Origin of the sequence: Yoonia sediminilitoris, assembly GCF_003058085.1 — a bacterium.
In the GTDB taxonomy this organism is placed as follows: domain Bacteria; phylum Pseudomonadota; class Alphaproteobacteria; order Rhodobacterales; family Rhodobacteraceae; genus Yoonia; species Yoonia sediminilitoris.
The window spans coordinates 95,933-122,011 of record NZ_QBUD01000008.1; the positions used below are offsets into that span (position 1 = coordinate 95,933).

Annotated in this window: 21 protein-coding genes; 7 read left to right on the top strand and 14 right to left on the bottom strand. The window is 58.7% G+C overall.

Going from position 1 to position 26,079, the window contains the following annotated elements:
* Positions 1-140 precede the first annotated feature (140 nt).
* Together C8N45_RS14980 and serS are read left to right on the top strand one after the other, a co-directional pair.
* Positions 141-422 (top strand): hypothetical protein, encoded by a 282-nt coding sequence (locus C8N45_RS14980; RefSeq protein ID WP_108387065.1) that lies wholly within the window; start codon positions 141-143, stop codon positions 420-422.
* A 159-nt stretch (positions 423-581) separates the two neighbouring features.
* The gene (gene serS, locus C8N45_RS14985) at positions 582-1,874 is read left to right on the top strand and encodes a serine--tRNA ligase (protein WP_108387066.1); all 1,293 of its coding nucleotides are present in this window, start codon (positions 582-584) and stop codon (positions 1,872-1,874) included.
* On the opposite strand, the gene C8N45_RS14990 is transcribed toward serS, so the two are convergent.
* The gene (locus C8N45_RS14990) at positions 1,871-3,154 is read right to left on the bottom strand and encodes a T6SS phospholipase effector Tle1-like catalytic domain-containing protein (protein WP_108387144.1); all 1,284 of its coding nucleotides are present in this window, start codon (positions 3,152-3,154) and stop codon (positions 1,871-1,873) included. The two genes, serS and C8N45_RS14990, sit on opposite strands and share 4 nt — an antisense overlap.
* Before the next feature lie 110 nt (positions 3,155-3,264).
* On the opposite strand from C8N45_RS14990, the gene C8N45_RS14995 reads away from it, so the two are divergent.
* The gene (locus C8N45_RS14995) at positions 3,265-3,972 is read left to right on the top strand and encodes a TspO-related membrane protein (protein WP_108387067.1); all 708 of its coding nucleotides are present in this window, start codon (positions 3,265-3,267) and stop codon (positions 3,970-3,972) included.
* On the opposite strand, the gene der is transcribed toward C8N45_RS14995, so the two are convergent.
* Genes der through C8N45_RS15010 form a run of 3 tightly spaced genes read right to left on the bottom strand, consistent with a single transcriptional unit; the run spans position 3,947 to position 7,426 of the window.
* Entirely contained in the window at positions 3,947-5,404 is a 1,458-nt protein-coding gene (der, locus tag C8N45_RS15000; RefSeq protein ID WP_108387068.1) for a ribosome biogenesis GTPase Der, read from the bottom strand. The genes C8N45_RS14995 and der overlap by 26 nt on opposite strands.
* A gap of 51 nt (positions 5,405-5,455) precedes the next feature.
* Positions 5,456-6,751 (bottom strand): PQQ-like beta-propeller repeat protein, encoded by a 1,296-nt coding sequence (locus tag C8N45_RS15005; protein WP_108387069.1) that lies wholly within the window; start codon positions 6,749-6,751, stop codon positions 5,456-5,458.
* Between the two features lie 18 nt (positions 6,752-6,769).
* On the bottom strand, positions 6,770-7,426 hold the full coding sequence (locus tag C8N45_RS15010) for a tetratricopeptide repeat protein (RefSeq protein WP_108387070.1): 657 nt from the start codon (positions 7,424-7,426) through the stop codon (positions 6,770-6,772).
* Between the two features lie 266 nt (positions 7,427-7,692).
* Here C8N45_RS15010 and C8N45_RS15015 point away from each other — a divergent pair, with 266 nt between their 5' ends.
* Positions 7,693-8,928, top strand: a complete 1,236-nt coding sequence (locus C8N45_RS15015) for an efflux RND transporter periplasmic adaptor subunit (protein WP_108387071.1) — start codon at positions 7,693-7,695, stop codon at positions 8,926-8,928.
* Positions 8,925-12,665 carry an efflux RND transporter permease subunit gene (locus C8N45_RS15020; RefSeq protein WP_108387072.1) on the top strand — a complete coding sequence of 1,247 codons (3,741 nt, stop codon included), beginning with the start codon at positions 8,925-8,927 and terminating at the stop codon, positions 12,663-12,665. Before C8N45_RS15015 ends, C8N45_RS15020 begins: the two co-directional genes overlap by 4 nt.
* Here the strand turns inward: C8N45_RS15020 and C8N45_RS15025 are convergent, their stop codons facing one another.
* The 3 genes from C8N45_RS15025 to C8N45_RS15035 form a co-directional block, all read right to left on the bottom strand.
* On the bottom strand, positions 12,666-13,862 hold the full coding sequence (locus tag C8N45_RS15025) for a multidrug effflux MFS transporter (protein ID WP_108387145.1): 1,197 nt from the start codon (positions 13,860-13,862) through the stop codon (positions 12,666-12,668).
* A gap of 149 nt (positions 13,863-14,011) precedes the next feature.
* Positions 14,012-15,832 (bottom strand): ABCB family ABC transporter ATP-binding protein/permease, encoded by a 1,821-nt coding sequence (locus tag C8N45_RS15030; protein ID WP_108387073.1) that lies wholly within the window; start codon positions 15,830-15,832, stop codon positions 14,012-14,014.
* A gap of 66 nt (positions 15,833-15,898) precedes the next feature.
* Complete coding sequence (locus tag C8N45_RS15035) at positions 15,899-17,098, bottom strand: LysM peptidoglycan-binding domain-containing protein (RefSeq protein WP_245882685.1); 1,200 nt, start codon at positions 17,096-17,098, stop codon at positions 15,899-15,901.
* A 112-nt stretch (positions 17,099-17,210) separates the two neighbouring features.
* On the opposite strand from C8N45_RS15035, the gene C8N45_RS15040 reads away from it, so the two are divergent.
* On the top strand, positions 17,211-17,768 hold the full coding sequence (locus C8N45_RS15040) for an LOG family protein (protein WP_181868948.1): 558 nt from the start codon (positions 17,211-17,213) through the stop codon (positions 17,766-17,768).
* On the opposite strand, the gene rarD is transcribed toward C8N45_RS15040, so the two are convergent.
* The 3 genes from rarD to C8N45_RS15055 all read right to left on the bottom strand — a co-directional run bounded on the left by rarD (position 17,705) and on the right by C8N45_RS15055 (position 20,243).
* Positions 17,705-18,610: an EamA family transporter RarD gene (rarD, locus tag C8N45_RS15045; protein WP_108387076.1), complete on the bottom strand. Its 906-nt coding sequence runs from the start codon at positions 18,608-18,610 to the stop codon at positions 17,705-17,707. The genes C8N45_RS15040 and rarD overlap by 64 nt on opposite strands.
* Positions 18,603-19,574: a threonine ammonia-lyase gene (locus tag C8N45_RS15050; protein WP_108387077.1), complete on the bottom strand. Its 972-nt coding sequence runs from the start codon at positions 19,572-19,574 to the stop codon at positions 18,603-18,605. Before C8N45_RS15050 ends, rarD begins: the two co-directional genes overlap by 8 nt.
* A 69-nt stretch (positions 19,575-19,643) precedes the next feature.
* Entirely contained in the window at positions 19,644-20,243 is a 600-nt protein-coding gene (locus tag C8N45_RS15055; RefSeq protein WP_108387078.1) for a superoxide dismutase, read from the bottom strand.
* Between the two features lie 202 nt (positions 20,244-20,445).
* Here C8N45_RS15055 and C8N45_RS15060 point away from each other — a divergent pair, with 202 nt between their 5' ends.
* Positions 20,446-21,768: an acetamidase/formamidase family protein gene (locus C8N45_RS15060; protein WP_108387079.1), complete on the top strand. Its 1,323-nt coding sequence runs from the start codon at positions 20,446-20,448 to the stop codon at positions 21,766-21,768.
* Between the two features lie 65 nt (positions 21,769-21,833).
* Here the strand turns inward: C8N45_RS15060 and C8N45_RS15065 are convergent, their stop codons facing one another.
* The 4 genes from C8N45_RS15065 to C8N45_RS15080 all read right to left on the bottom strand — a co-directional run bounded on the left by C8N45_RS15065 (position 21,834) and on the right by C8N45_RS15080 (position 26,041).
* Positions 21,834-22,037, bottom strand: a complete 204-nt coding sequence (locus C8N45_RS15065) for a hypothetical protein (RefSeq protein WP_108387080.1) — start codon at positions 22,035-22,037, stop codon at positions 21,834-21,836.
* 104 nt (positions 22,038-22,141) lie between these two features.
* Positions 22,142-22,711: a sarcosine oxidase subunit gamma gene (locus C8N45_RS15070; protein WP_108387081.1), complete on the bottom strand. Its 570-nt coding sequence runs from the start codon at positions 22,709-22,711 to the stop codon at positions 22,142-22,144.
* On the bottom strand, positions 22,704-25,715 hold the full coding sequence (locus C8N45_RS15075; RefSeq protein ID WP_108387082.1) for a sarcosine oxidase subunit alpha family protein: 3,012 nt from the start codon (positions 25,713-25,715) through the stop codon (positions 22,704-22,706). Before C8N45_RS15075 ends, C8N45_RS15070 begins: the two co-directional genes overlap by 8 nt.
* Positions 25,712-26,041: a sarcosine oxidase subunit delta gene (locus C8N45_RS15080; protein WP_108387083.1), complete on the bottom strand. Its 330-nt coding sequence runs from the start codon at positions 26,039-26,041 to the stop codon at positions 25,712-25,714. Before C8N45_RS15080 ends, C8N45_RS15075 begins: the two co-directional genes overlap by 4 nt.
* Between the last annotated feature and the right edge of the window lie 38 nt (positions 26,042-26,079).

Here is a 26,079-nt window from a genome sequence, read left to right on the forward strand (position 1 = left end):
GATATGGGTGCAAGCTTTGCAAAAAGCAATCGCTCTGCCCAAATGGAGGCGAAAAAATGAAAATTGCGATCATTTTTGACTGTGAATTCCGTGTCAGCGACGGCGCGCGACTTTGGTGATGGGGCAAGGACGAATTCAACATGATCGCGATCAGCTGTTATGTCGCAGGGGTTCCCGCCCCCATCCCTGCCACTCAATTTGACAACGCCTGCAAACCGCTGCTGGCGGGCGGCATACCCTACCAAGACCTCAAGACCACCCGCAGCAACCAGCTTGCCGACTACTACAAGATCGACCACCCACCACTGCGCGCCCACGACGCGCGACGATGCTCGATCCGTCACTATGTGCTACAACATCTGCTGCGCAGCGTGGCCTTGGACATGGCTGCATTTGACACGTACCAAACAATGACCCTGTAAGCCCAAAACATCGGTCAAAATTGGTCAAATTGATTTTGTCATCAACAAAGCGCACCCCACGGCCTTCTGCCTGCGCATCAGACTGCACTTTCCGGTTCACTCTGAACTGCGGATGGGGCATATCCGCATCCATCAGACATCTTACCAAGGACCGGACCCATGCATGACATCCGAACCATCCGCGACAATCCTGCTGCATTTGATGCGGCCCTGTCTCGTCGTGGGATTGATGCCATGTCGTCCGAAATTCTGGCTCTTGACGAGGCGCGCCGCGCCAAGATCCTTGCTGCCGAAACAGCCCAGGCCGAGGCCAACAAGGCCGCCAAGGAAGTGGGTGCCGCCAAAGGCCGCGGCGATGACGCCGAATTTGAACGGTTGCGCACACTTGTAGCCGAGAAAAAGGCACAGATCGCCGCCCTGAATGATGAGGCAAAAGCGCAAGATGCGGCTCTGACTGACCTTTTGATGCGCGTGCCAAACCTGCCCGCCGACGATGTGCCGCAGGGTGCCGACGAAGAAGACAACGTCGAAATCCATCGTTTCGGCAAGCCGCCCAGCTTCAGCTTTGACCCCAAAGAGCATTACGACATCCCCGGCATCCGCCCCGGTATGGATTTTGAAACTGCTGCAAAACTGTCGGGCAGCCGCTTTGTCCTGCTATCGGGTGCTGTCGCCCGTCTGCACCGCGCACTGGCGCAGTTCATGCTGGACGTGCATGTCGAAGAACATGGGCTGACAGAAACCATCACCCCCGTGCTGGTCCGAGAGGAAATGATGTATGGCACAGGGCAGTTGCCCAAATTCGGCGAGGACAGCTATCAAACCACCAACGGCTGGTGGCTGATCCCTACGGCGGAAGTGACCCTGACCAACATCGTCAACGGGCTCACGCTTGATGAAAGCTATCTGCCCCGCCGTTATGTGGCCCACACACAATGTTTCCGGTCCGAGGCAGGGTCAGCCGGGCGCGACACATCGGGCATGTTGCGCCAGCACCAGTTTGAAAAGGTGGAAATGGTCAGCATCACCAAGCCAGAGGATAGCGCCGCAGAACACCAGCGCATGACCAAATGCGCCGAAGCGATCCTTGAAAAGCTGGAAATCCCCTACCGCACTGTGATCTTGTGTACCGGCGATCTGGGTGCCGGTATGCGCAAGACCCACGATATCGAAGTCTGGCTGCCGGGGCAAAATACTTACCGCGAAATCGCGTCCGTCTCCGTGGCTGGCGACTATCAGGCCCGCCGCATGAATGCGCGCTTCAAGCCCGAAGCGGGCGGCAAACCGCAGTTTGTTCATACATTGAACGGGTCAGGCTTGGCCGTCGGGCGCACCCTGATTGCCGTCGTGGAGAATGGGCAGCAAGAGGACGGTTCCGTTGACCTGCCCGCCGTGTTGCACCCCTACCTGCGCGGCAAGACACGGATCACGGCCGAAGGTGCATTGATCTAGGCACTTTCTGCGTCGGAAGCCAGCGGGGCATTGCGCGGCAAATCCCAAGGCCGCGGGCGCATTGTGCTGTCAAGTTCGTGGGTCGGACCACCGTCACGGGCCACAAGCCAATCGCGGATCGCGGCCGTCTTTGTCTGCGGTTGGTCGCGCAGATCATCCCGCACAAAGTTCAGCGTTTCGGGCCGGTAGCCGGGGTCGTGCAAAAGCCGGTCAAGCGCGGCCACGGACAGGTTTTCCAGTTCTTTGGGGCCATCGCGTTCTTTCTTGATCGTATTCAACATCGCACCCGACACACCTGCCGGACCGAACTTGTTGGTGAGCTTGTCGATGTGCGGGGCAAATCGGTTGGCCACCTTGTCAAATTCCGGCCAGTCGATATCCAGTTGCGCCAGCGCCGCGCCCTGCGCGATCCAATGCAGGGCCACCGACGACAGGCCAATGCGCGCCCCGCCCCCGCCCACTGACCCGTGATCACCCGGAAACCATTGCTGGGCATAGGGTTGCACCTTGTCGTCGCCCACACCTGCGTCGCGGTTCAGAACGCCAATATTTTCCCACGGGGATGCAGGAAAGGTGATCCGCCGTTCATCCGTGGATATCGCGTGGCGGGCAGATTTGACCGAGCTACTGAGGTCCGCATCATGAAACCTGTATTGCGCATTGAACACCCGCGCGCCGGGCAGAAATGCAGGAATGCCAAGCGCCTTGACCGTGTCCCACACGCCCACATAGGCGATCTTGAGGCGGATCGCGTCCGTCTGGCCCTGCGCGCGGCGCCAGTTCAATTCCTTTTCACTGGTGGCTGTGCGCGGAGCGAAATCCTTGCGAAAGTGAAAACTGACCGGATCATCAGGATGCGGGCGATGGTCACTGTCAACATAGCGGGCCATGGCAACGGGGATTTGATCCAGCTTTGCACGCGACGGGATTCCGCTGGACCGGATCAACCCCGCCAGCGACCGGGCCGCAAAAGCCCCGCGCGAAAAGCCGAAAATGTAAATCTCGTCACCCGGCTGATAGGCAAACACAAGGTTCCGGTAGGCCTCTTGAATAATATCCGTCAGCCCCCAGCCCAAGGCCCCGCCAAGGATTCGGTCCATCTTGCGGCCCAACCATGTATTGCCCCGCCCTGCCCCGACACCGGGCGAGTAAATCACCTGTTGCGGTCGTCCCGCGATGTCATACGGCTTGACGCAGCGCGATAGCCGCACGACGTTTGTGGGGTTCAGAGCGTCTGGCCTGTTCCAAGTGCCATCAATAAACAAAGCAATACGTTTCATCATTCCCCCTCAACCACTATGTCCATGCTGTGGGACGGCTGCCATTGTGACAAGTCTGTTTTTCCCCACCGCCGCAGGAACCAAATGACCAAGGAACATATCAGAGCAATATGAAAAACATCAAAGCACTCTTGACGCTGATCACGACCGTCACCTTTGTCGTGTCGCCGGCCCTGACAAGCCCTTTCAGCGGTTTCCGGGCCGACCAATTGCCGATACCCCAGATTGATCCGCCAGTTCAGCCTGCGGGATATGCCTTCGCGATTTGGGGGCTGATATACGGATGGTTGGTTGTCGCTGCGGTCTTTGGTCTTTGGAAGCGCATAGGCGCGCCGGATTGGGACCATGCCCGCCTGCCGCTCGTCATCAGCCTTGCCGTGGGCACCCCTTGGCTGGCTGTCGCGAACCAGAGCGCTGTCTGGGCCACGATCATGATCTTCATCATGGCCGCCGCCGCAATCCATGCCCACCTTCGCGCGCCGGCACGAGATCAAGGGTGGTTTGGCATCCCCGTCGCCATTTATGCGGGCTGGCTGACCGCTGCGTCATTTGTGTCACTGGGAAGCACCGCTGCGGGCTACGGCCTGATCACGGGCGCACAGGGCTGGGCCTATGCAGGTATTCTTGGTGCGCTGATCGCCACAACAGCCGTATTCCGCAAAAGCGGCGCAAATGCGTATCGGCTGACAGTGGTCTGGGCCCTCGTCGGGATCATTGTGGCCAACGGCACCGAAAACCTGAGCGTCACCGCGCTGGCCGCCTTGGGGATCGTAGCCTTGTTGCTGATCCGGCCTAGCGCTGCGTCGGTGACTTCTTAAGGTGCTTTGACAGACGTGACGGTTGCGAAGACTTCTTGTCCTTGTAGGGGTTCTTGTCGCCCTGATCGCGCAGGTACAGCCGGATCGGCGTTCCGGGCATATCAAAGTCTTCGCGTAAGCCATTGACCAGATAGCGTTTATAGCTTTCCGGCACCAAATCGGGATGTGATGTCATCACAACGAACGCTGGGGGGCGCGTCTTGACTTGCGTCATATAGCGCATCTTGATGCGCTTGCCGCCCGGCGCAGGTGGCGGGTGCTGTTCCAGCATGCCCACCAGCCAGCGGTTCAGGTGGGCCGTCGTGACCCGCCTGTTCCAGACGTCATGCGCGCGCATGATCGCCTGCTGCAAACGATCCAGCCCCTTGCCTGTCTTGGCCGACACGGTGACCAGCGGCGCGCCTTTCAACTGCGGTAAAAGGCGCTCGAACGACTGGCGCAGTGTCTTGAGCTTGTCCTGCTTTTCGTCCTCTGTATCCCACTTGTTGACAGCGACGACAACGGCGCGCCCCTCGCGCTCTGCCAGATCGGCAATGCGCAGGTCTTGCTGTTCAAACGGGATTTCCACATCCAGCAAAACGACGACGACTTCAGCAAATTTGACCGCACGCAGTCCGTCAGAGACCGACAGTTTCTCAAGCTTTTCCTGCACCTTGGCTTTTTTGCGCATGCCTGCCGTGTCAAAGATGCGCATCGGGACGCCATCCCAGTCCTGCTGGACGGATATCGCATCACGGGTGATTCCGGCTTCTGGCCCTGTCAGCAGGCGCTCTTCACCGATGATTTTATTGATCAGGGTGGATTTGCCCGCGTTCGGACGACCGACAACAGCAATCTGCAATGGTTTGGCGCGGGTGGGGATGCGCGGTGCGTCCTCGTCTTCATCACCCACGTCCACGTCAACTTCGGGGGCGTCGGCTGCGGCGCGTTCCTCGAAATCATTGGCGATGGGGCGCAACACATCAAGCAACTCTCCCATGCCTTCGCCATGTTCGGCGGACATGCGGATCGGCTCTCCTAGCCCAAGGGCGTAAGCCTCGAGAATCGTGGCATCGGCGGCCTTGCCTTCGCCCTTGTTGGCAGCAAGGATCACATTGGCGTTTTTCTTGCGCAGAATATCGGCAAAGACCTCATCCGCTGGCAGCACTCCTGCCCGCGCGTCGATCATAAACAGGCAGACATCGGCCATTTCAACAGCCCGTTCGGTCAAGCGGCGCATGCGGCCTTGCAGGCTGTCATCTGTTGCTTCTTCCAGACCCGCCGAATCAAGGACGGTAAAACGCAGGTCCGCAATGCGTCCTTCGCCTTCGCGCAAATCACGCGTCACCCCCGGCTGGTCATCGACCAAAGCCAGCTTCTTGCCAACCAAACGGTTGAAAAGAGTGGATTTTCCCACGTTGGGACGGCCCACAATGGCAAGGGTAAAACTCATTTCTCACGGCTCCTGACGCGGTTCAAGCTGTGCAGGTACACCAAACACCGCTTAACGGAAAGCGTGCAATTGCCCTGATTTGCTGACCACGTAAAGCGTCTGGCCCGCAACAACAGGATGCGACGCGGCCCCGCCGGGCAATGCCAATGTCCGCACAAGCGCGCCAGAGGCAGGGTCAAACTGCCGGATCAGACCGTCGGTTGACGCAACGATCAGCCGACCACCAGCCAAAATCGGGCCATAATGGCCAACGAATTCGCGCTGCCGCGCTTTGCGCTCGCCCACAATATCGGGCAATGCGACGCGCCAGACAGGCTCACCGCTCTGCGCATCCAAACGCACCAGCTGGCTGATATCATTGATCAGGAATACCGCGTTCCCGACTGGCCAGACCGGACTGATTGCGCCTTCGGATGCGGTCCAGATCCGTTCGCCGTCAAGCAGGTTTAATGCAGCCGTCCGGCCACCGAAATTGCCCACATAAACACGCTGCCCATCAATTACAGGGTCGCTGGTGATATCGGTCACAAGTGCTGCGGCGCGGCCCAGCCTGTCACCTGTGACCGCGCTGGCCCAGCGACGTTGGCCACCTTGCGGAAAGGTCGCTACGACTTCACCCGATGGAAACGGAAAGACCACGATATTGCCATTTGTGGCAGGTGACGCGCTGCCGCTGAAATTGGCCGTCGAGGGGTTGTTGCTTATCTGCCAGCGGATCCGCCCGTTGGTCACATCCAAGGCCCAGCCAGAACTGTCACGGGCCACCACATAGACCAGATCACCATTGATTGTTGGCGGTGAAAGTGCAGGCGCGTCAAGGTCCTGTGTCCAGTTGATGGTACCAGTCATGCTGTCCAGCGCGCTGATGTCGCCAAATCCGGTTGTGACGAAAACCTGACCACCGGCAACCGACACACCCCCGCCAGAGGCATCAGCCCGGTTGTCCAGACCTGTGGGCAGCGTTCGGGTCCACACCGTCTGGCCCGTAACCGACGTTGCCGTGACCGTTGTACGCGCATCAAGTGTGTAGACAATGCCATCTGCAACGACCGGGTCTGCCGTGATTCGGGCGCGCAAACTGTCGCCTTCACCAATCGGAGCCACAAAAGCCGCAGTCAGGCTGGCCCCCAAAGCGGGATGTGAAATCAAATGGTCCGCACCGCCGTTGCGATGGGTCCAGTCAGCGTTTGCGCGGGCAGCAGGCAGTGACACGTCAGCGACCTGATTGACGAAAACAGGGGCGTCGCGAATATCCAGACGTTCACCGGGCAGAATGATTTCTTCTTCGGCGCATCCGGCCAACAGTGCCAACGCAAAACCTGCGCCAATGATTGTTCTGACTGTCACGGCTGGTCCTATCACATGCTATTCTGTCTGCGTGTCCGGGATTGGCTCTCCCAACGCTACCATCAGCGTTTGCGCGCGATCCCGCAAGTCCCGGCCAACGGCCGCATCTTCAACGATGCTTTGCAGGGTTGCGATCGCTGCATCGGCATTGCCCTGATCAAGCTGTGCAAAGGCAATCTGTTCAAGGGCAAGCAGCCGGAACGGCGCGCCCGGCTTTGCCAGATCTTCAAGACGCGCCAAACGCGCGGCAGAATCATCCGCTGGCAGCAGGGCCGCTTTGAACGCGGCGAGGTCACGGTACATCTGCGGGACATCAGGGTTCACGGCCAAACCGTCCAGAACAGACATCGCCGCTGCCACATCGCCGTTTTCCTGAAGCGAGGCGGCCTTGAGAAGTTCGACAACAGCAGCACTTGACCCTTCGGCGGTCAATGCTGCGATCTGTTCGGTACGGGCGGCTGCATCTTCTTCGTTCAATGCGTCCAGAAGCGCGTCACCGGTCGCCTCCGCAGCCGCGCGGTCCTGCGCGGCGCGATATTCATTCCAAGCGGCCCCACCGACGATCAGCAGCACAGCAAGTACCCCGATCCATCCATAGCGGCGCAAATACCCATACAGTTTTTCGCGGCGCACCTCTTCCGTGACTTCTTCGATAAAACCGTCTGTATTGCTCACCTTGGCCCCCGTTAAACGTCTGCTGGGAAATTCTGTCACGCGTTCTTATCGTGAAGCTGATACAATGAACAAGTGCCGTCTGTCTGTCGCGGCGTCAACTTCATGCGGCAGTGCAGAAGCGACGCTTGCATCAAAGTCCCGAAACCGCTATTTTGAACTGAATGGTTTAGTTCAAAAAGCTGATCCGAAACGATCATTACATCGTAAAGATGATACATTAAGCAAACGGGCATCACACGACGTGATGTCAGCCGAGGGGCAAAATTATGAGAATCATGTCGATCATCAGTGCGGTCGTGGTGTTAGCACTCCTTTATCTGGTTGTTTTCGAACGTGATCGCCTTCTTGGATTTGCACAAGTCGAGTCTGCCCGCGAAACCGCTGAAACAAGCGAAGTCGCACAGCAAGAACCTGCTGCCACCGCAAAGGGCGCTGTCGGCGTTGTCGCATTGCGCTCTTTCGCGCAGACAATTGACAGCGCCGTTATTTTGCGGGGCCGGACCGAAGCCGCGCGTCAGGTTACCGTGGCTGCTGAAACCTCTGGCTTGGTGATTTCAGAGCCCCTGCGCAAAGGTGCGACGGTATCCGTTGGTGAAACGCTGTGCAAACTTGACCCCGGCGCCCGCGAGGCCTCGCTTGCCGAAGCCCGTGCCAGACTGTTGGAAGCGCAAGGCCGCGTACCTGAAGCACAGGCGGCGGTAGCAGAAGCGAATGCACGTTTGCGCGAGGCCGAGATCAACCTGAATGCAGCCGCTCAGCTCAGCCAAGATGGCTTTGCGTCAGAGACGCGGCTGGTCAGCGCACAGGCTGCAATGGACGGCGCCAAAGCCGGCGTGCAGCGTGCGAATTCCGGCGTGGTATCCGCGCAGGCAGGCATCGAAGCCGCTGCCGCCGCAGTTGCGTCAGCCGAACGCGAGATTGACCGTTTGACCATCAGAGCGCCATTTTCGGGCCTGCTGGAAACCGATACAGCCGAATTGGGATCACTGATGCAGCCCGGCGCCCCGTGTGCGACGATCATCCAGCTGACACCGATCAAGCTGGTCGGCTTCGTGCCCGAAGCGGACGTGAACAAGATCACTGTCGGGGCGATGGCAGGCGCGCGCCTCTCGACCGGACGCCAAATTCAAGGGCAGGTGACGTTCTTGTCTCGGAGCGCCGACGACACAACCCGCACCTTCCGGGTCGAAGTGACTGTTCCGAATGATGATCTGTCAATCAGCGACGGGCAGACAGTCGAAATCCTTGTCTCCTCAAACGGGCGCGCGGCCCACTTGCTGGCGCAATCCACATTGACACTGGATGACAATGGCGTCCTCGGTGTGCGCACGATCACCCAGGGAAACATCGCGAAATTCATGCCCGTCACGCTGCTGCGCGACACCGCCGAGGGCGTCTGGGTCACTGACCTGCCCGAGGAGGTTACGATCATTACGATCGGTCAGGAATTTGTCGTGGACGGAGTCGAAGTCGTGCCGACATATCAGGAGGCAAAAGGATGACCGGCCTCGTCGACTGGGCCGCATCACGCGCCCGCATGGTTCTTGCCTTTATTGCCCTCTCGCTTCTGGCGGGGGGGTTGGCCTATGTCAGCCTGCCAAAGGAAGGCGAGCCGGACATCGAAATTCCAGCGATCTTTGTTTCTGTCCCCTTCCCCGGCATTTCGGCCGAAGACAGCGAAACACTGCTGGTCAAACCGATGGAAAGCGAACTGTCGGATCTGGACGGGCTGAAAACCATGTCGTCAACGGCAGCCGAAGGCTATGCAGGTGTGGCGCTTGAGTTCGAATTCGGCTGGGACAAGACCAAGATTCTGGCCGACATCCGCTCTGCCATGAACAACGCCGAAGGCCAGTTCCCCGCAGGCGCTGACCAATATTCGATCAACGAAATCAACTTTTCGGAATTCCCGATCATCATCGTGAACCTGACCGGACAGGTGCCGGAACGGACATTAATCCGCGTTGCCAAAGACTTGCAGGACCGCATCGAAGGGCTTGATGCAGTGTTGGAGGCAGGTCTGGCAGGCACCCGCGACGAAATGATCGAAGTTGTCATCGACCCGCTTCGGCTGGAAACCTACAACGTGACCGCGGGCGAGTTGATTGGCGTCGTGACCAATAACAACCTGCTGATCGCCGCAGGCGAGGTTGAAACCGCCCAAGGCACTTTTGCCGTCAAAATTCCATCGTCGTTCGACGAACCGCGCGACATCTACAGCCTGCCGGTCAAGATCAACGGTGATCGTGTGATAACCTTGGGCGACCTGGCCACCATCCGACTGACATTCGAAGACCGCGCCGGCACCGCCCGCTTTAACGGGGTGAATTCTGTGGCATTGCAGGTGGTCAAGCGCAAGGGTTTCAACCTGATCGACACGTCTGCGCTAATCAAGGGAATCGTCGAAGAAGAACGCCAGAACTGGACTCCGGAAGAACAGGCCGCCATCGAAGTGGGCACATCAAACGACCAGTCGCGCAATGTGGCGTCGATGGTCAGCCAGTTGGAAGGGTCGGTGCTGACAGCGATTGCATTGGTGATGATCGTTGTGCTGGCCGCATTGGGCACCCGCCCTGCCCTGCTGGTCGGCTTTGCGATCCCGACGTCGTTCCTGCTGTGCTTCGCGCTGCTGGCGATCATGGATATTACGATATCGAATATCGTGATGTTCGGTCTGATTCTGGCTGTGGGAATGTTGGTTGATGGGGCGATTGTTGTCGTCGAATATGCCGACAAGCGCATCCGCGAAGGCACCGGCCCGATGCACGCCTATACCGAAGCTGCAAAGCGGATGTTCTGGCCGATCATTTCTTCTACCGCCACAACGCTTTGTGCGTTCCTGCCAATGCTCTTCTGGCCCGGCGTTCCTGGACAATTCATGGGGATGCTGCCAGTCACATTGATCTTTGTGCTTTGCGCGTCACTTGTTGTGGCCCTGATTTACCTGCCGGTTATGGGCGGCGTCACGGGCCGGATGAGCAGGGCTTTCGGCAGATCCTCGGACTGGCTGCGCGCGCGTTTGCCGTGGTTTGTGCGGGCCATCCTTGTGGCCCCTGCGATCATGGTCGTGTTTACAGGTGCAATGCTGACCCTCAACCCCGGCTACCTGAGCGGGGAAGATGTCGCCAGAACAGCCTCCTCTGCGCGGGTGCCGGGCATGATCGTTTTCCTTGTGGGCGCGGTCCTGTTGTCGATCACCGTTGGTGCGGCCACGATTGAACGTGAAGCCAAGACCATCAAGGCAGGTTATCGACGCACATGGTTCGGCCATCTGATGTATTTCATCACCGGCAACCCGATCATGCCGCTTGTCGCGGTGGGGGCCGTCATCTTTACCGTTGTGTCGATCTTTGGCTACTTCGGGGCCAACAACAACGGGGTCGAATTCTTTGTCGAATCCGAACCCGAGCAGGCCATCGTCTATGTGCAGGCACGCGGCAACCTGAGTTTGCAGGAAAAAGACACGCTACTGAAACAGGCCGAAGCCATCACCCTGGCGCAGCCGGGGATTGAAAGCGTCTTTGCCTTTGCGGGCGATGGCGGGCTGAATTCAAACACAGGCGGCGCCGAAGGCCCCGCAGATGCCATCGGACAAATTCAGCTTGAGTTGATCCCATGGGAAGAGCGTCCGCGCGTGTCCGAGCGGACCTGGCTGCTTGGTTTCATTCCATGGACAACCCGGCAGGTTGACCCGGCTTTTGATGGTGATCTGATTATCGCCCAGCTTGAAGAGTCGCTGTCGGCCCTGCCCGGTATTCGGCTGGAAATCCTGAACCTGTCGCGCGGGCCCGCGTCTGCCAAACCTGTTCACCTGCGCCTGAAAAGCGACAATTGGGATGCGCTGATTGCGGCCACAAATCAGGCACGCGCAAAGTTTGACGAAACACCCGGTCTGATCACCATCGAAGATTCGCTGCCCCTGCCCGGCATCGACTGGCAGATTGACGTCGACGTCGAAAAGGCAGGCCGCTTTGGCGCTGATGTGGCCTCTGTCGGGGCTATGGTGCAGATGGTCACGCGGGGCATCCTGCTGGACACGATGCGCGTTGACAGCTCTGACGAAGAAATTGACATCAGGGTCCGCCTGCCCGCCGAGGACAGGGTACTGTCCACCCTCGACAGTCTACGCGTGCGCACCAATCAGGGGTTGATCCCCTTGTCCAACTTCATCACCCGCACCCCTGTCGCCAAGCTGGCCGAAATCAGCCGTGTCGATCAAAAACGCTATTTCGACGTCAAGGCCGGGGTCGAGGCTGGCCTGCTCAACCTTGTTCACGAAGATGAAACAGTGGCCGTCGTCAAGGTAAAGGATGAAGCGGCCACAGGGATTGACCGCTACGAGGTTGTCAGCTTGCTGGGCGACACGACCGCCGCTTCGCTTGAGACACTGATAGGCGACGGCGGTTTGAGCGAGGTACCCTTGAACCCCAACGAACGTATCGCTGTTCTGACCGAATGGCTGGACACAAAACCCTTTGGAAACGGCATCGATTGGGAATGGACCGGCGACCAGCAAGACCAGGAGGAATCCGGCGCGTTCCTGATGAAAGCCTTTGCCGGTGCGCTGGGTCTGATGTTCATCATCCTGCTGGCGCAGTTCAACAGCCTCTATAACTCTGTCTTGGTGCTTATGGCGGTGGTCATGTCCACAGCCGGTTCACTGGTGGGGATGCTGGTGATGGATCAGGCCTTTTCGATCATCATGACCGGCACAGGGATCGTGGCACTGGCGGGGATCGTTGTGAACAACAACATCATTCTGATCGATACCTATCAGGAATACAGCCAGTACATGCCACGGACAGAGGCGATCACCCGCACCGCCGAAGACCGCATTCGGCCGGTGCTGCTGACAACCATCACCACAATGGCAGGTCTGGCGCCGATGATGTTCGGGCTTAGCCTTGATTTCATGAACGGCGGCTATTCGGTGGATAGCCCAACCGCGCTTTGGTGGAAACAACTGGCAACGGCTGTTGTCTTCGGGCTGGGTATTGCAACCGTTCTGACGCTGGTCTTCACGCCCTCTATGTTGGCCGTCCGCGTTTGGATCGTGACCTACGCCCAGTGGACCGCGCGGTTGCTGGCCAAACTGTCAATGGGGCGCAGCAGTCGCGCGGCGCGCGACTGGGCATTGTCAAAACAGGCCCGCCGCGCTCGCATGCCAGAGGTGATCTGGACTGAAACAGATAACAGCCAGCCGTTGCCACTGACCCGCCCCTTGCAAGCGGCAGAATAATCAGCCCTGCACCGCGTTTGTTGAAACGCGGTGCATCACAGCAAGTGTGCGCAGGGCCAGCACCAGCGCACAAAAAGCGCAAAGCATGATGGCCCCGATCATCGGCACAGCTGTGCCATCAAAGAACAGGCCAGTCACAACAACCATCAGCCCGCCTGTTACCATCTGAAACGTCCCCCCCAGCGATGAAGCAAGCCCCGCAATGGCACCATGGGGATCAAGCGCCATGACCATGGTCGTGGGGATCACCAGCCCGAGACAGGCATTCCCTAAAAACAGCCCTGCCATAACCACCGGCAGCGTGCCATATCCGGACAGAGCAACGGCAAACAGAACCGCCGAACATCCCGCGAACCCCACCACAGCCCAGCGAATAACGGTCATGATCCCGATCTTGTCGGCCAAGGGGCCAGCCGCCTGACTTGCGCCGAAAAAGCCGATGGCATTGATCGCAAAGGCAAGGCTAAAACCCGTCGGAGTCAGCCCGAATTCGCCGGTATAGACAAATGACGCGCTGGAAATGAAAACCATAAAGCTGGCAAAACCAAAACCGCCGATAAACGTCAGCCCCATAAAGACGGGATCACGCAAAAGCACCTTTGTCCCCCGCCACAGGTTCGCCAGATTGACGGCTACTCGGCTTTCAGATGGCAGCGTTTCCGGCAGGGCCGTCGCTGTCAGCATCAGGCTGAGCAGCGCAACGGCGCCCAGAACCCAAAAGATCAGGCGCCAGTCACCAAAAGCAATCAGGCCCGCCCCTGCCAGCGGCGCCAGCATCGGTGACACGGAAATGACCAGCATCACCATTGCCATCAGCTTGGTCGCAGCAGGTCCGGTATGCATATCCCTGATGACCGCGCGGGGCACGACCATCAGCACCGCCCCGCCCAACCCCTGCAGGGCACGCGCGGCGATCAACTGTTCGATGGACCCGGCCAGCGCACAGGCCACCGTGGCGGCTGCAAATATCGCAAGCCCGACAAACAGGGGCAGTTTGCGCCCCACCTGATCGGCCCATGGGCCATAAAACAACTGCGCCAGCCCGAACGCCACGAAATAGGCTGTCAGCGTCAGTTGCACCGCACTGACCTCGGCACCCAGACTGGCCGCAATCGCGGGCATGGCCGGCAAGTACATATCAATGGCAAAAGGACCAACAGCAGAAAGAAGCCCCAATATCAGGGCAGCGCGCAGCATTGTCATGAAGAATTTCCCAAAGTAGGATCACGCACTTTCTACGGTCCAGTCAGCGCCATGACAATCGATCATTTGCCCCCTACGGCCCACAGCGTTTCGCCTTTATCTGATGCCTCAGGTTAGATGCGAAACGCTTTAGGGCCATGACCCTAGAGCAACTCTTCCTCTGACTGCCGGTTCCACAGGAATGCATAACGGCCGTCGGCGGTAAGCAATTCGTCATGTTTGCCCTGCTCGACGATCACCCCGTTTTCCAGCACTACAATGCGGTCCGCGTCCTGAATGGTTGACAGGCGGTGGGCGATGGTGATCACCGTGCGGCCCTCGCCCATGGCTTTCAGCTCGGCCTGAATGTCGCGTTCGGTTTCCGTATCCAGCGCCGACGTGGCTTCATCCAGCAACAGGATCGGCGGGTTCTTCAAAAGTGTGCGCGCAATGCCCACACGTTGCTTTTCGCCGCCCGACAGCTTGAGCCCGCGTTCGCCCACGGTTGTCTGGTATCCGTCAGGCAGGGTTTGCACGAAATCATGGATTTTAGCGGCTTTCGCTGCAGCGATGATATCGTCCTCGGATGCGTCGGGACGGCCATAGGCGATGTTGTAATGGATCGTATCGTTGAACAGAACAGTATCCTGCGGCACCACGCCGATTTGCGCGTGCAGGCTTTCCTGACTGACATCGCGGACGTCCTGCCCGTCAATCAACAGCGCACCGCCGATCACATCGTAGAACCGGAACAACAGACGTCCGATGGTCGATTTGCCCGAGCCCGAGGACCCCACGATCGCCACGGTCTGGCCGGGCTCCACATCCAGATCAATCCCTTTGAGGATAGGGCGCTCAGGATCATAACCAAAAGCCACATTCTGCAAAGTCACCCGCCCGCCTGTGACCTTCAAATCAGATGCACCCGGTTTGTCAGTCACCTCGGCCGGTTGGCCCAACAGATCAAACATGTCGCCCATATCGATCAGCGCCTGCCGGATTTCGCGGTAAACCGTGCCAAGGAAATTGAGCGGCATGGTGATCTGGATCATATAGGCGTTGACCATGACAAAATCGCCTACGGTCAGGTCGCCGCGCTGGACGCCCACGGCGGCCATGATCATAACAGCCACCAAGCCACCAGTGATCAGAAAAGACTGCCCGAAATTCAGAAAGGCCAGCGAATAGTTGGTCCGGATCGCCGCATCTTCGTAGTTGGCCATGGCGCGGTCATAACGGTCTGCCTCCCACCGTTCGGCCCCGAAATATTTGACGGTCTCGAAATTCAGAAGACTGTCGATTGCCTTTTGATTGGCGTCGGTGTCCTGGTCGTTCATCTCCTTGCGGATTTTTACCCGCCATTCGGTGACTTTGAAGGTGAACCAGACGTAGAGCGCAATGGTCAGAACAACGACGGCCAAGTACCAGACATCAAACAGGAAAAACAGGATGACCGAGATCATCAAAAGTTCCAGGACAAGCGGCCCCATGCTGAACAGCAAAAAGCGCAGCAGGAAGTCCACGCCCTTGACCCCGCGTTCAATGATCCGGCTCAGCCCGCCGGTCTTGCGGGTGATGTGATAGCGCATCGACAGACGGTGAATGTGGGTAAAGGTTTCCAGCGCGAGTTGCCGCAGGGCGCGTTGCCCGACACGGGTAAAGATCACATCACGCAGCTGTTGAAACCCGACCGTCATCAGCCGAGCAAGCCCGTAGGCCAGCGTCAGCCCGACGGCCCCCAGCCCCAGAACCGTCGCCGCATCGGTACCTTCCGGGGCCAGCGCATCCACCGCTTGCTTGTAGAATATCGGCGTCGTTACCGCGATCAGCTTCGACAGGACCAGCACGGCAAGGGCCAGAATGACGCGGCGCTTGACCCAAGTCTGGTCTTCAGGCCACAGATAAGGAATGACACGACGTATTACCGCGATCCCCTGGACCTTGGCATTGCTCAAATTGGCATCGGTTTTGGTAAGGCGGCGCATGGCGGTCTCCGGATCACAGCCCCTTTAAGTAGGGCGCTGTCCACCAGATGACCATACCTGTCCGGCTTATTCGTTGCGTTGCGGGATGCTCAGGATTTGGCCGGGATAAATCAGGTCAGGGTCTTTTATCAAATCGGAATTGGCCGCATAGACTTCTACAAAGAAAAGGCCATGTCCCAAATTCTCTTCGGCAATGGCCCAAAGTGTGGACCCCGGCTGGACCGTTCTGACAGCGACATCGCTGCCCTCTTGCGCAAGTTCAGCCGCCAGGGCATCGGCAACATCCTGCGCCACCTCGCGCTTGAATGGGGTTTCAAGCCGCGACACGACATCCCCCGTCTCATCGACTTCATCAATGCGCAGCGTATAGACGCCGGTTTTTATGTCCGGCAATTCAATTTTCCAGTCCCCGCCTTCCGTCACCGCAGAGGCCGAAACAGGCGCGTTATCAAGATAGATTTGAACCGCCCCGTCACCACTGGCCCGCCCCGAAATCTGGACTGCTCCGTTGGGGTCATAGGTGATGGCATCAAGCGCCACATCGGGGTCGTCAGCCGTAGCGGGCGCTTTCGGAGCCGATTGCACCACACGAATGCCCGCGCCATCCGCCTGCAAGACCGTCGGCAAGGTTGGCGCGCTGTTGGTCACTGGCGCTTGCGCAGCTTCGACAATCGCAACAGGTACGTCGGCTGTGTCATCGTTGCCCGGCATCGCCGGTGCGGGTGCCGCTGATGGCGCAACGGTAGCACCGGGCGCATCTGCCAGCACCGATCTGGGTGGCGCAATCGGTGACACGATATAGCTGACCTCTGACCGGATCGCCGCGCCATCAGGGTCGGCAATCAGCGACAGGGTGCGCGGAGCTTCAGAGGGGCTTGCCACTGGAAAGGACACAAAACTGCCTGACATATCACTCGTAACACGGTCAATCGCGCTATCGGCCAACATGATGTCGACAATCTGCGATGGTTCCGCGCGCCCCGCCACAACCATTGACCCGTCGGGCTCGACCCGGAACGTATCAAAGACTGGCGGCGCAGGTTTCTCCGCTTCCGCATCCGGCGCTTCCGCGATGGCAACAGGTGCAGGGGGCGTTGCAGGCGGGTCAACCGCTGCGGGTGCCGCAACCGTCATCGGTGCAGATGGCGCGGGCGTCTCGACCGGAAAAAAGAAATAGCCAGCCGCCGCGATCAGAACAGCGGCTACTGCCCCCAATGCGAGCCGCACACCCTGTGATATTGCTTGTGTTTCCCCAGTGTCCGACACCGATACGCACCCCTTCGCACACGCGTGCGACATTTCCCCGAACCATCCGGTTGCAGCATCATAGCAACCCCATCATAAACGGTCAAAGCGAAGTCTTCATAAAGGGTTAACTATGTCGCACGTGATGAGATCGGTATGTGTCTATTGCGGCTCACGGGACGGCCGTGCCGCGCATTATGCCAAATCAGCAGACGAGACCGGCGCTATGCTGGCAACAAACGGATGGCGGTTGGTCTATGGTGCAGGAGATGTCGGGCTTATGGGGCGTGTTGCCAACGCTGTCCAAAAGGCCGGAGGGGCCACCTTTGGGGTGATTCCGACTCATCTTTTTGACCGCGAAGTCGGCAAACGCGATCTGGATACATTCATCATCACCGAGACGATGCACGAGCGAAAGAAAGTGATGTTCATGAACGCCGACGCAGTTGTCGTTTTACCGGGGGGTGCGGGATCGCTGGATGAATTCTTTGAAGTGCTGACATGGCGTCAGTTGGGTCTGCATGCCAAGCCGATCTATCTGCTCAATATCGACGGGTTCTGGGACCCGTTGGTGGCCCTGCTTGACCATGTGGTAGATCAAGGGTTTGCCGGAGATGATATTCTTGCCTATGTGACAACCGTCCCTGACGTGACATCGCTGGAAACTGCTTTGCGCGCGGCCCTGTCCTGACGGATCGCCGACACGGAATAGACTAGAAGTGCCGCCCAGATCATCGGGAATGCGATCGCGTGCCATTTGCTGAACGGCTCGCCGAAGACAAGGACCGCGCAGCCAAACTGCAGGGTCGGGTTTACATATTGCACCACACCAACGGTCGCCATGGCAATCCGGCGGGCCGCAAAGCTGAACAGGATCAATGGTGTGGCGGTCAAAGGCCCGGAAAGCGCCAGCAGCAGATGCGTGTCCCACGACAAGGCCCCCACATCGCCGGTCAGCCACAAAAGCAACGCGGCAAAAGGGGCCAGTAGCAGGACCTCGGCTGTGACAGATACGACTGGACCCAGCGGCAGTTGCTTTTTGATTACGCCATAAAGACTGAACGATGCCGCCAGCCCCAATGCGATCCATGGCGGTACGCCCAACCCGATCGTCAGAACCAGAACTGCGCTGCCCGCAAGCAACACGGCAAGCCATTGCATGCGCTGCAACCGTTCGGAAAAACCTGCCCATCCCAGCAAGACCGCGACCAGCGGATAGACGTAATAGCCAAGCGACGCCTCTATCCCCTGCCCCGTCTGAATCGCAAAGATATAGACCAGCCAGTTGAATGAAATCAGCGCGGCCGCACAGGCAATGACCCAGACCTGACCGCCCCGGACCGCCTGCCCAACCAGCGCCAACCGGCCCTGAAACGCTAATATCGCCGCGAAAAAGAGAGACGACCAGACAGCGCGGTAGCATAGGATTTCAATCGCAGGCACATGTTTCAATTGTGCGAAATACAAGGGCGAAAGCCCCCAGATCGTGCAGGCCATGACCATGGCCAACACACCCTTTGTCGCGTCACGCATTGGCCATCAATCTGGTGTAGCGATCAAGCCCGATATTTGACCCGCAGGCAATGATCCCCACATGCCGCCCCGCAAGCTGGTCGCGTAAGGGGCCAAGGATGGCAGCAAGCGATGCGGCGCAGGCGGGTTCGGCTGTGATCCTCAGAATGTTTTGAAAGTGATCCATCGCGCCCAGCATCTGCGCATCCTCTATCCGCACAATCTCGTCTACATGGGTGCGGGCGACGCTGTAGGAATAGGGCATTGCCAAAGGCGACCCAAGGCTGTCAGCGATGGTCGCCACCTGTTCCAGACGGACAGGCTCGCCCGCCACAAAGCTGCGAAACATGCTGTCAGCGCCATAGGGTTCAACACCGATCACCTGCGCATCGGGTTTCATCTGCTTGACTGCCGCTGCCATCCCGCTGATCAGGCCACCGCCGCCAATGGGCACGACATAAGTGTCCACGTGGGGGGCCTGGGAAATATACTCAAACCCGCAGGTAGCCGCCCCAAGTGTCATATGCGGGGCCTCGAACGGATGCAGCAGTGCCCGCCCCGCATCTGCGGCAGCATTCATCGCATCAAAGGCCGCGGCCATATCATCGTGCAACGTGACTGTTGCCCCCAGCGCCTTGCACCCGGCGATCCGGGACGGGTCCGTTGCGCGCGGCATCGCGATCAACGCATCGACACCGGCAGCCTTGGCCGCCCACGACACCGCCAGCGCATGATTGCCACCGCTGGCTGCGACGACCCCGCGCGCGCGCTGCGCATCGCTGAGTTGGCGTATGCCCAGCAACACACCCCGCGCCTTGAAGGACCCCGCCTGCTGGAACAGTTCCAGCTTGAGCGTGACGCTGGCACAGTCGGGCAAGATGCCATCCCAGCGCGCAGAGGCCAAAGGCAAAACCGGTGTTGCGATCACCGCACCGCGCAGCGACGCCGCCGCAGTTTCAATCTCTGGCAATGTCGGTCCGGCCATGGGGATGCTCCACGTAAAAAGGCCCGCGAGATGTCCCACGGGCCTTGGCATTTGTCTATGGCAAATGGATCAGAGACGCGATGACACGTTTTCCCAGTTTACCAGATTATCCAGGAAGTTGGTCAGGTAGGCGGGGCGCTTGTTGCGGAAGTCGATATAATAGGAATGTTCCCACACATCGCAGCCCAGCAGGGCCGTCTGGCCAAAGCACAGGGGGTTCACGCCGTTTTCGGTCTTGGTGACGGCCAATGATCCGTCACCGTTCTTGACCAGCCAGCACCAGCCAGAGCCGAATTGACCCGCACCTGCCGCGCTGAACTGCGATTTGAACTCATCAACTGAGCCAAAGCTTTCGGTGATCGCCTTTTCAAGCTCGCCGGGCATGCCTGCATCGCCGGGGCCCATCATTTCCCAAAACTGGTTGTGGTTCCAAAGCTGGCTGATGTTGTTGAAAATGCCATTCTGGGCAACGGCGGTCTTGTCGTAGGTGCCGATGATGATCTCTTCAAGAGATTTACCTTCCCAATCTGTGCCTTCAATCGCCTTGTTGCCGTTCGTGACATAGGCGTTGTGGTGCAGATCATGGTGGTATTCGAGGGTCTCGGCGGACATGCCTTTCGACGCAAGCGCATCGTGGGCATAGGGAAGATCGGGAAGTGTAAAAGCCATTTTTTTATCTTTCTGAGTTGCGGAAAGGATGTGTTGTTACATGTCACATCAACCGGCAAGGTCAAGTGTTCACTGACTGCGCGATGTGCGATCCGGCAGTCGCCTTTGGCCAATAATCCTGTTCTGGATACAATGCGGCTTGCGTAACAGGGTGATCAAACTACCCTAACGGGAAATCAGCAAATCAGCAGGGAGAATACCAATGGCGGACGGAAGCAAGACAAACCCAACCACGCGGCGCAGCATCGTCGTGCAGGAATTCACCAACAGCGTATTGGACCCGCATGAACCGATGCTTGGTCCACTTGAAAATGGCGGGACGATCATCGCGAACACGGCACCGGGCTGCTGGGGCCCGATGATTACACCCAGCCTGCGCGGCGGTCACGAGGTCACAAAACCCGTGTTCATTGAAGGCGCAGAGGTCGGCGACGGGGTGGCCATGCGCATCCGCGACATTACCGTGACCTCGACCGCGACCGCATCCGGCCATGACAGTTCGCCCGAAGGCTTTTGTCTGGGGGACCCTTATGTCGCCGCACGCTGCCCGGTCTGCGATACCGTCTGGCCCGAGACCCATATCGAAGGGGTCGGTCAGGATTCAGTCAAATGCGACGCCTGCGGAAATGCCGTCAAACCCTTTGAAATTGTGCACGGCTACACTGTCACTTTTGATGACACCCGTACTGTGGGGCTGACCCTGCCGCAAGAGGCTGCTGAAACCATCGCGAAAGACGCCGACCACTACGCCGCCCTGCCCGATGAAAGTCACCAGCATTCGATCCTGAATTATGCCCCGTCTGACATGCCGGGAACACTTGTGCGGATGCGCCCTTTTATGGGTCAGCTTGGCACCTGCCCGTCGATGCCGATGCCCGACAGCCATAACGCCGGTGATTTCGGGGCATTTCTTGTGGGTGCGCCGCACGACTATGGCATTACCCCCGAACAGTTGGCCGCACACAAGACCGATGGCCATATGGATATTGATGCCGTGCGCGCAGGTGCCATTCTTGTGGCCCCTGTCAAGGTGCCCGGCGCGGGCGTTTACATGGGCGATATGCATGCTGGTCAGGGTGACGGAGAAATCGCCGGACATACGATGGATGTGTCAGGCAGCGTGACCTTGCAAGTCGAAGTGGTCAAGAACTACCCGCTGGACGGCCCTGTCCTGTTCCCGCTGGAAGAGGACCTGCCGCCCTTGGCAAAACCCTTTACCGACGATGAGAAGGCCAAAGGGCAGCGCCTTGCCGCAAAATGGGGTTTGTCGCAGATTGAACCACTGGCCCCCATTTCGGTTGTCGGCACGGCGGCCAACCTGAATGACGCCATCGAAAACGGGCTTTCGCGGGCGGCGCAACTGCTGGATATGACGGTAGCTGAAGTGCGCAATCGAGCCACCGTGAACGGGGCCATTGAAATCGGGCGCGCACCGGGCGTCATTCAGGTGACGTTCCTCGCGCCGCTGGCCAAACTCGATCTGGTCGGGCTGGGCGACTATGCCCGCGAACAGTACGGGCTGTAGGGCCATCACTGGCCTGACAAAGGAGTGGCCGCGCAAAGCGGCCACACATCATGGCGCGGCGCGCTTCAAACGTCTTTCTGGGCCAGGTTCACCACCCGGCATGTCCAGCTTTTGATCGTGTAACCCGGTCGCTGCGATGACCATTTGGCAAGTTGCGGCTGCGCACCCATCATGCAGGCCATCGGGGTAACATCCGTAAACAGTAGACTTTGGTCATTGCACTGCGTCGGAGACGCCGCCAGACAGGCGACAAAGATCAATTCGATCATGTTCAACCTCAATCCATATTGTTCTTGTTATGCCACCAATACGGACTAAAGTTTAGGATCATGTTAAAACGCCGCACAATGGCGCGGCGCCTAGGGTCAGGACCCTAGCTGGCCCGTACGTCACTGACCGGCCCCGCCTTGGCAGAGGCCGCGAGCAGATCAAAAGCATACGCTGCCACGGACCTGAAACAGATCAGCTCAAAGGCACCGTCATCGCGCATCCAGAAGGCGGCTGCGATCTGGCCCAGATGAGTGCGTCGCACCATGCCGGGTTTAAAACTATCAGGATGCAGATCAACAGGTGCCAGCTTGGCAATGACATCGCGGGCAAATGGCCCGTCGATATGGATCAGCGCGCGCGCGTCCGAAACATTCTCGGCCAGATAGTGCTGGCCTTTCATCCCCTGCTCAACCGATGCAAGGCTGCCCGCAACATCGGCGTAAGGCACCAGCATCAAAAGTTCATCCGGCGACATCCAGCAAAGGGCCTTGTCACCAGACCTGCTGATCTGCCCCCGTTCGGGAATCGCCAGACCCATCGTTTTGCAGGCCGCTTTCAGGCTCTTGGCGGACAGATCACAGCGCAGGGTGATCATGCCCTGCAAACCGGCATCGGCGATCGTGACATCCCCCGTGGCCACACGCCCTTGCAGGGCACTCACTGCATCAGACATTCTGCTTTGCCCCTTCTTTGTCATAGACCACCGGATCAACGATTTTGGCCTTTACTGTGGTGCCATCAACCTTGTTGAATTCAATGACCTCGCCCATACGGTCCGGCCCGTTGCGCACAAGACCCATCGCAATGCCCCGTTCAAGGTTGGCGGAATAATAGGTCGAGGTGACGCGCCCTTGGGTGTTCACCTGCCCATTTTCGTTGGTACCGTCTGCAATGGCATAGGCCCCGTCCGGCAACACAGAGCCGTCCAGCGTTTCCAGCCCGACCAGTTTCCAACGGTGCGGGTCCGCCATATGGCTACGCAGATGCGCACGCTTGCCAAGGTAGTCCTCTTTCTTTTTGGACAGGGCCCACCCAAGGTTCAGGTCTTGGGGAATGACGGTGCCATCGGTTTCGTCCCCGATCATGATAAAGCCCTTTTCGGCCCGCAGAATATGCAGGGTCTCGGTTCCGTAGGGCATGATGCCGAATTCCTCGCCCGCTTCCATAAGGGTCGTCCAGAAGGCGGCGCCTTGCCCCGCCGGGACGGCGATTTCGTAACTGAGTTCGCCCGAGAAACTGATGCGGAAAACGCGCGCATCAAAGCCGCCGATCTGGCCCTCGCGCCATTGCATGAAGGGCAGCACCTCGGCTGACACATCCATGCCGCCCAGCTTTTCCAGCAGCTTGCGGGCATTGGGGCCAACAACGGCAATCTGCGCATACTGTTCGGTCACATTGGCAACGTAAACCTGCCAATCCCACCACTCGCATTGTAGCCAGTCTTCCATATGGGCATGGATATGCTCTGCCCCGCCAGTGGTCGTGTGGCACAGCCATGTGTCTTCAGACATCCGAGCCACAACACCATCATCCATCAAGAAGCCATTTTCGGAACACATCAGCCCATAGCGGCATTTGCCAACCGGCAGCGTCGACATCATGTTGGTGTACATCATGTCCAGAAACTTGCCTGCGTCCGGCCCTTTGACGATCAATTTGCCAAGGGTCGAGGCATCAAGCAGCCCTAGGTTTTCGCGGGTGTTCCTGACCTCGCGATGGACGGCATCCTCGACGCTTTCGCCGTCACGCACATAGGCATATGGCCTGCGCCAGTGGCCGACAGGTTCATTGTCGGCACCGTTGTCATTGCTCCAATCGGAAATGGGTGTTTTGCGGACCGGCTGAAACAGGTCATTGGCCGCTGCACCACCAATCGCCCCAAGCGATATCGGGGTATAGGGCGGGCGGAATGTGGTTGTGCCCACGTTCGGAATATCTGCATTCAACGATTGAGCAAGAACAGCAAGTCCATTGATATTGCTTAATTTTCCCTGATCTGTCGCCATCCCAAGCGTTGTATATCGCTTGGCATGTTCGACGCTTTCAAAGCCTTCCTGCGCGGCCAGTTGCACGTCGGACACTTTCACGTCGTTCTGGAAATCCAGCCACGCCTTGGACCGCAGTGCGTAATTCGCGCCTTGCGGCATCAGCCAAACCGGCGAAATCGGTCCTTCTTCCTGATCTTCACCCAAGGGGGCCTGCGCACCCTTTTTCATATGACCCGCAGCTTTCGCAGCTGCCCGGCCAGCGGCCCAGCCATCGCCCACTACCTCGGCCGTGAAAAGATGCCCGTTGGCGATGCCCGCGGTGCTGACAAAAGGCTGACCCTTGTCACCTGTGGGTGGTTTTTCGGGGTCCGGGCGGAACATGACCTGATCGGCATCCCACATCAGCTTGCCCCCGCAATGGGACCAAAGATGCACAACCGGCGACCAACCACCGGACATGGCCACGCAGTCACAAGCGACCTCTTCCAGCACACTGCCTTCACCCGCCTGGGCGCAAATCGCCACACCGGTAACGCGCTTGCCGCCTTTGACCTTGGCGATGGCTTTGCCCGTCTCGACCCTGATCCCAAGCGCGCGGGCCTGGTCAATCAGCGGCCCTGCCGCCTGCGTACGGGCGTCAATAATGACAGGCACGGCAAGACCCGCCTCCAGCAAGGTAATGGCAGTGCGATATGCGTCGTCATTGTTGGTCACGACAACCGTTCGATCCCCGACTGACACACCGTAGTTCACCACATAATCGCGCACCGCAGCGGCCAGCATCACACCAGGCACATCATTGCCAGCAAAAGACAAGGGGCGTTCAATTGCGCCTGTCGCCGTGACAATCTGCTTGGCCCTGATCCGCCACAACCGGTGGCGCAGGCTGTTTGTGTCAGGGGCATGATCTGTCAAACGCTCATAGGCCAAGGCATATCCATGGTCATACACGCCTGCACCCATGCAACGACTGCGCAGAGAGACATTCTCCATTTTTTCAAGCGCTTGCAGGGTCTTTTCAACCCACTCTTCAGCAGGCAGCCCGTCTATCACGGCACCATCGACAACAGCCCGTCCGCCCCAGTGGGCAGTCTGTTCGAGCAGCATCACCCGCGCGCCGCGTTCACCGGCGGCCACGGCAGCAGCCAGTCCGGCAATGCCGCCACCCACGATCAGCACATCCACGTGGCAGTGAAAATGTTCGTAGCTGTCCGCGTCGCGGTCCTTGGGCGCTTTGCCCAGTCCGGCTGACTGGCGAATGAACGGTTCATAGACGTGCTTCCACAAGGGGCGCGGATGAATGAACATCTTGTAATAGAAGCCCGCAGGCAAGAAGCGGGACAAATGCGTGTTGATGGCCCCCACATCAAATTCAAGGCTGGGCCAATGGTTCTGCGATGCGGCGATAAGCCCTTCAAACAGTTCGGTGGTGGTGACGCGCTGGTTCGGCTCGAAACGCCCTCCCTTACCCATATTCACAAGGCCGTTGGGTTCTTCCGCACCGCTGGCAACAACGCTGCGCGGACGGTGATACTTGAAAGAGCGCCCCATCAACATCTGATCGTTGGCCAAGAGGGCCGACGCGAGCGTATCACCTTCATAACCGCGCAGATTTTTTCCGTTAAAGGTGAATGACAAGGCCTTGCCTTTGTTCAACAAACGCCCCTCATTAGCTAGCCGTGTGCTCATGACAGATCCCCCCATGCCCAGCCGGGACGTTTCGCGCTGATCGCATCTTTGATGTCTTGCGGCGGCTCTGTTGTCTGGGCGCTATACGTGCCGAACACCTCGAGCGTGGCGGTGCAGCGGGCCGCCAGAAACCATTTGCCACAGCCATATGCATGCCGCCAGCGTTCAAAATGCACACCCTTGGGGTTTTCGCGCATAAAGAGGTAGTTCTCGAACTCTTCATCCCCGCTGTCCGGCCCAAAGCGCTTTAGATGCGCCTCGCCCCCTGCGTGCAGATCGGTTTCATCGGCATCAACGCCGCAATAGGGGCAGTGCAGGATCAGCATGCGGTGGCCTCGGTTCTGTCAGTTGCAAACACGCCAAA